The sequence below is a fragment of the Nocardia aurea genome (genome assembly GCF_003123685.1).
GTDB lineage: Bacteria > Actinomycetota > Actinomycetes > Mycobacteriales > Mycobacteriaceae > Nocardia > Nocardia aurea.
The window spans coordinates 650,729-657,094 of sequence record NZ_QCYJ01000127.1; the positions used below are offsets into that span (position 1 = coordinate 650,729).

At 67.6% G+C, this 6,366-nt stretch carries 6 protein-coding genes; 2 read left to right on the top strand and 4 right to left on the bottom strand.

Annotated elements, in window-relative coordinates:
* Positions 1 to 72: 72 nt before the first annotated feature.
* The 3 genes from DAT37_RS31890 to DAT37_RS31900 form a co-directional block, all read right to left on the bottom strand.
* Positions 73 to 1,218: a hypothetical protein gene (locus DAT37_RS31890; protein WP_232840117.1), complete on the bottom strand. Its 1,146-nt coding sequence runs from the start codon at positions 1,216 to 1,218 to the stop codon at positions 73 to 75.
* Positions 1,219 to 1,496: 278 nt separating this feature from the next.
* Entirely contained in the window at positions 1,497 to 2,105 is a 609-nt protein-coding gene (locus tag DAT37_RS31895) for a CHAP domain-containing protein (protein ID WP_109528526.1), read from the bottom strand.
* Between the two features lie 94 nt (positions 2,106 to 2,199).
* Positions 2,200 to 2,838, bottom strand: a complete 639-nt coding sequence (locus tag DAT37_RS31900) for a TIGR03086 family metal-binding protein (RefSeq protein WP_109528527.1) — start codon at positions 2,836 to 2,838, stop codon at positions 2,200 to 2,202.
* Between the two features lie 91 nt (positions 2,839 to 2,929).
* Here DAT37_RS31900 and DAT37_RS31905 point away from each other — a divergent pair, with 91 nt between their 5' ends.
* Positions 2,930 to 3,919, top strand: a complete 990-nt coding sequence (locus tag DAT37_RS31905; RefSeq protein ID WP_109528528.1) for a helix-turn-helix transcriptional regulator — start codon at positions 2,930 to 2,932, stop codon at positions 3,917 to 3,919.
* A gap of 40 nt (positions 3,920 to 3,959) precedes the next feature.
* On the opposite strand, the gene DAT37_RS31910 is transcribed toward DAT37_RS31905, so the two are convergent.
* Positions 3,960 to 5,405, bottom strand: coding sequence for an MFS transporter (locus DAT37_RS31910; protein WP_109528529.1), 1,446 nt, complete (start codon positions 5,403 to 5,405; stop codon positions 3,960 to 3,962).
* Positions 5,406 to 5,478: 73 nt separating this feature from the next.
* Between DAT37_RS31910 and DAT37_RS31915 the strand changes: the two genes are divergently transcribed.
* Positions 5,479 to 5,961 carry a MarR family winged helix-turn-helix transcriptional regulator gene (locus DAT37_RS31915; protein WP_109528530.1) on the top strand — a complete coding sequence of 161 codons (483 nt, stop codon included), beginning with the start codon at positions 5,479 to 5,481 and terminating at the stop codon, positions 5,959 to 5,961.
* The last annotated feature ends 405 nt before the right edge of the window (positions 5,962 to 6,366 follow it).

Consider the following 6,366-nt stretch of genomic DNA (forward strand, 5'->3'; position numbering starts at 1 on the left):
ATTTCACCACATTCACATGGGAACCGCCAGACCCATCGGAAACACTCATCACACTCGCCACAGGCGTCACGATCAGGCGAGGGTGTCGATCCGCGCGGCCACATCGATGGTTCGCTGGGAGCTGTCGTCCAACTCGGTCCGCACGACCCGCGCCACCTGGGCGACGATCTGTTTCTTGATGCCCGCGAGTGCTCCGAGGGTGGCCGCGCGCATGCCCTGCGCCTTGAACTCCATCCGGATATCGTCCGGATCGGGCGGGGTCACATCGATCACCAGGCGTAGCGGGTCCGCGGCACGCGCGGTCAGGACCAGCGGGACCTCGACGTCGACGCGGTAGTGGTTGGCCTTGAGCACGTCGACGGTGATATCCAGACTCACCGGCAACATCAGGTCGAAACGGACCGGCTCGCGCTCGGGATCCTCGACCGGGCGCGCGGTCAGCTTGGGCACCCTGATCGCGCCGCGAACGGTGACCGTGGCCTTGCGGCCCGGCCCCGTACGGAACGGACCGACGTCGATCGCGCGCCCCGCCATGCGCTCGACCACGTCGAAGACCCGGTCGCGGGTGACGACGTGGTGGAAGAAGTTCGTGCCGAACCTGCCGTAATCGATCCAGTCGAAATCGGCACGCTCACGATGTTCGGAGCGGGTCCCCCCGACCAGAGCCTCGATATCGAACACCCGGCCGCGCCGGGCCTGCGGTTCGTCGAGCATGGCGTTCACCCGGTTGGCGACCTCGCGCTGCACCATGCCAGCGATGGGATCGAGCAACCATTCCCCCACCGAGTCCAGGGCCTGCGCGCGCAGCACGAAACTGACGTCGCGGGCGCTGATCGGCGGGATATCGATGACGACGAGCACCGGATCGGCGGTGCGCGCGTGCAGGGTCAGATCGATTTCGACCACGGCCGTCAAACGGAGTCTGCGTCCGCCGAGCAGCACTTTCACCGCGAGCGAGAGCGGGACGGTGAGTTCGAAGACGACGTGCGGATCGTGCCGGAACAGCACCGGCTCACCCACTTTGCCCTCGGCCACGAATCCGGCGAGGCCGGCGGGGCCGATCGAGAAGGGACCGATCGTCATACCGCGGCCCGCGATTCCCGATACCGCCGCGACGATCCGCTTCTCGGTCACCGCGTGGGTGACGAAGCGCTCGCCGAATTCGGCGTAATCGATCCAGATCGGATCACCGCTCGTTTCGTCGGACTGCTGCGTCATCGGCTGCATGTGTTCCGGAACCCTTACCTGTGGACGGGACATCGGACACGCTACGCGAGCCGGAATTCCCATCGACGCGGTCGGGTTTGCGCCCGTCCGGTGCGAATACCGACGAGAGACCAGCTCACGAGGTGGAGCCCCGCCATGTTGATGAGGGGGAAACACAGCGGGGCTCCGGGTGACAGCGCTGCCGGGCGCTGTCTACTCCATGGTAAGTCCTCGAGGCGGACTCACCGAACCCGCCCGCGCCGACCATTTCGGCTGAGCGGCAATGACTCTCACAGTCGTCCGAATCCAACCACGCCCGCCACCCCGGCGAGGGCGAAGCGATGGATCCTCACCTCGCCGAACTCGTTGCCGCCGATGGTGGTGACGAGCCCGTTCTCGACCTCGAGAACGATGTTGGTGTGCTGGGTGAACGGACTGCTGTCGCCGTATAACAGCACGTCACCGGTGCGCGGCCGATAATCCGCGGCGATCGGGGTGAAGCGGCCCGCGTTCTGGTAGTACTCCTGGAGGGTGTAGACACCGGGGATCCGCCACGATCCCGAATGCGGATTCTCCAGCGCCGCGCCCGACTCCCGCATGACCCAACTCACAAAATCGGCGCACCACGGTTCGTCCACGCCCTCGGAGTATTTGGTGCCGTCACCGGGATCGGCGAATTCGCGCTCGACGACCGCGACGAGCCGCGCCTGCGCCGGATCGAGGGCGGCGCGATCGATGGCCGGGAATTCGGCCGGGCTCTCCCCCACGACGGCCGCCCTCGGGTTGTGCGACTGCCACCAGCGCACCCCGAGCGCCGCCCCGGCCGCGAGCGCGACGGCCAATATCCCCACGGTGATCCACAGCCCCGCGCGTGTTCTCGTCGATTGTCCTCGCGACATACTCCCCCGCCGTCACGGCCGACCCTCGGCCTCATGAATTGGACGAACGAGCGGGCCGAACGGTTCCCATCGCCGGTCGCGGACCGACCACGGTTCAGCCGCGCGGGTCGCGGCCCAGGTAGCGCAGCAGTTCCTCGACCGGGCCGTCACCGGATTCGCCGTCGAGCACCGCCGAATACGCGCCCCACTGCCGCAGCGGCTCGACGATCTCCATGTCCGGGCTACCGCCGGGGCCGGGGTTGACCGTGCGCGCGGCGGTCAGCAGATGGGTGGCGAGTTCTTCGGTCAGCGGGGACGGGCCGCCGGTCGCGACGGCGATATCCCAGGCGTGCACGGCCGCGTCGAGTGCGCAGAGTACGGCGGCGACGGCGGTCGGCAGCTCGCCGTGTGGCAGCGGAGTGGGAACGGTCGGGGTCTCGTCGGTGACGGTGGACCAGGCCAGCACGGTCGGCTCGATGGCGGCGCGGACGAGTTCCAGCGGGGCGCCGGAGACTTCACCGGACGGGTCGAACGGGTCGTAGGCGGGGCCGACGCCGAAACCGAGGGACGCCGCGTAGGCGAGCTGATCGCCCGCGGCGTGCTGGACCACCTGGGTGACGGTCCACTCGGAGCAGGGGGTCGGCAATTGCCACTGATCGTCGCCGACGCCTGCGACCGCGTCTTCGAGCGCGCGGTAGGACTCGGCGAGGACGGCGCGCCAGACGGTGTTCAGGGAGGTGTCGATGGTGTTCATGTCGGCCCTTTCGGTCGGGTTGTTCTCGGTGCTGACATGAGCGTATGAGGCTATTAGGCTGGTTTCTTTCCTAATAGGAACGGGGATCACTGTGGCGCGGACCACATCGCGAGTGCTGCGTCTGCTCGGACTGCTCCAGGACCGCGCGCACACCGGGCGCGAACTCGCCGAACGACTCGGCGTCACCGATCGCACCCTGCGCAACGACATCCGGCGACTGCGCGAACTCGGCTACCCGGTGCACGCCACGCGCGGGGCCGTCGGCGGATACCGCCTCGGTCGGGGCACGACGATGCCGCCGCTGCTGCTCGATGACGACGAGGCCGTCGCGGTCGCGGTCGCCATCGGACTCGCGGAGGACGGCTCGACCGGACTGACCGATATCACCGATCACGCGGGCCGCGCCCTGGCCAAACTCGAACAGATCCTGCCGAAACGACTCCAGCGCAAGGTCACCGCACTCGGCACCGCGACCGATATCGGCCCCGCGACAACCGGTTCGCGCGAACCCGACGCACCGGTGCCCGCGGCGCTGCTCACCACCCTCGCGAGCGCCGTCAGGGACGGCGCGACGGTGCTGGTCGACATCGAGGACACCGGGACCGGTTCCGACACCGCCGAGATCGAGCCGTACCGGTTGATCAATTGGCAGCGCCGCTGGTACCTGGTCGCCTATTCACTGCGAACCCACAGCTGGCGCGCGATCCCCGTCGCCAGGATCTCGCGGGCGACGCCGGGGGAACGCCGCTTCGCCGCACGCGCGCTGCCGGGGGAAGATCCGGTGGCGTTCGTGATGCGCGATATCGCCAGCACCGGCTGGAAGGTGCACGCGCGGGTGACGGTCCTCGCCCCGGCGGAGACGGTGATCGCGCGGATCAATCCGGCCGTCGGGGTGGTCGAACCGGTCGACGACCGCAGTTGCGCACTGCTCACCGGCGCGGACGCGCTGGAAACCATCGCCATCTATCTGAGCATGCTGATGATGGACTTCCGCGTGGACGGACCACCCGAACTCGTCGACCATCTGCGCACCCTGGCGCGGCGCTACACCGAAGCCGTGGCCGACGTTCCCGAGGGGTGACGCCGACGGATCGGATCGCGGTCTGTCAGATCGCCGTCTGTCAGATCGCGGCTTTCTCGATCTTGCGGCCCATCGGAATGCAGGCCGTCAGCGCGACCGCCAGGATCGCGGCGGACATGGCGATGAAGAAGGTGGTGTGGAATCCCTCGCGCGAGGGCAGGGAGTGGCCCGCGTAGGCGAAGGTCATGTGGGCGAGCACCACACTCATCACCGCGGCGGAGGTGGAGGTGCCGATCGAGCGCATGAGCGAGTTCAGGCCGTTGGCCGCCGCGGTCTCGGTGATCGGCACCGCGCCCATGATCAGCGCGGGCATCGCCGCGTAGGCGAGTCCGACACCGCCGGAGACGATGATCGACGCGAGCATGATCTGCCAGACGCCGTTCATCATGACCACCGCGGACAGGTATCCGGCCGCGATCACCCCGGCGCCGAGCATCAGGGTGATCTTGGGCCCGCGCGCCGCGGTCAACCGCGCCGATACCGGCGAGAGCAGCATCATCACCAGCCCGGCGGGTGCCAGGACCAGACCGGCGTTGACCATCGTCAGTCCGAATCCGTAGCCGGTGCCCTCGGGGGCCATCAGCAGCTGCGGGAAACTCAGCGACATGGCGTAGAGCGAGAAGCCGACCGCGATGGAGGCGAGGTTGGTGAAAAGCACCCGGGGCCGGGCCGATACCCGCAGGTCGACCAGTGGCGCGCGCTGACGAAGTTCGAAATAGCCCCAGCCGAGGAAGACCAGGAGCGAGATCGCGAACAGTGCCAGGATCGAAGGGCTGGCCCAACCCCAGTCCGCGCCCTTGGTGATCCCGATGAGCAGGCACAACAGCGCGATCGACAGCCCGACGGCCCCGCCGAAATCGAAACGCGACGGCGTACGCACCGGCGATTCCGGCACCAGGACGAAGACCAGGATCGCGCACAGGACACCGAGTCCGGCCGCGGTCCAGAACAGCACGTGCCAGTCCGCGTTCTGCCCGATGAACGCCGCGGCGGGCAGGCCGACAGCGCCGCCGACGCCGAGCGTCGCACTCATGATCGCCATCGCCGACCCCACCCGCTCGGCGGGCAGTTCGTCGCGCATGATGCTGATCCCGAGCGGAATCGCGCCGATCGCCGCGCCCTGCAAGGCCCGGCCGATGATCTCCGGCACCAGCGACGAGAAGGCCCCGCAGATCACCGAACCCGCGATCATCATGAGCAGATTCGCCAGCAGCACCCGGCGTTTGCCGAACATATCGCCGAGCCTGCCGCTGATCGGGGTGAACACCGCACCCGCGAGCAGCGCCGCGGTGATGACCCAGGAGGCGTCGGCGGCGGAGGCGTTCAGCAGCGACGGCAGCAACGGAATGATCGGGATGACCAGCGTCTGCATGAGCGACACGACGATGCCGACCGTGCCGAGCGTCGCGATCAGGACTGCGGGTGACGGCCGCCGCTGATCGTCGGCGCTGGGGACGGTCGCGGACGCGTCGGCGGTGATGGACATGAATGTGTACGGTACACACAATATGTATGGTGCACAATTTGCTTTGCCGACACCGGACCGACATAGTGGTGCAATGTCAGACCAGGCCCGCGTCGACAGCACGGCGCTGCGGCGGCTCGTCTTCGAACTGACGCTGCTCTCCCGGCACTACCCCGCTTCCATGTTGCGCCGTCCCGGATTCCAGCTCGACCGTTCCGCCTACGTCATCCTGACCCGGCTCGAACTCGACGCCCCGCTGAGCCTGCGCGAGTTGTCCGACGCGCTCCAGCTGGACATCTCGACCATCAACCGCCAGATCGCCGCCATGCTGAAACAGGATCTGGTGGAACGCGAATCGGATCCGGACGGCGGTATCGCACGCAAGATCCGCGCCAGCGACAAGGGATTACAGGCACTCGACGACGACCGGGCCCGCAGCTACGAGGGCATCGGCAACGTCGTCGCCGACTGGGCCGAAGCCGACGTCGCCCAATTGAGTTCGCTCATCACACGATTCAACCAGTCCATCGAGGCGCTCGAGCAGAACCGGTGGCCGCGGCCACTCGAGGAGATCTAGCCGCAATGCCGCGCAGTTAGGGGTCGTGCCTGGTTGTCAACCGGGCGCGGTCTGGATGTTGATTTCTGCTCGGTAGTTGGTGCGGTCGATTCCTGTTCGGGCTTGGTGTTTGGAGTTCGAGCGTTTGACGACGCGGGGACTGACTCTGATTCTGCGGGCGGGCAGTAGATCGTCCAGGACTGCGCGGCCGATTCGCCCGATCAAGTCGATGACGGTATCGGTGATGACGCCTGCGGCGTGGATGACTTGGTCTCGGGCGGCGTTCAGGGCGATGGTGAAGCCGGCTCGGTCGGGGGTGGCCGTGGGGTGGTTGGTAGGTGATGAGCAGTGCGTAGACCTCTTGGGCGATCCCGGCCGGGGTGCGGGCTCGCAGGACCCGTCCGCCGAGGATGCTGGATTTCAGTT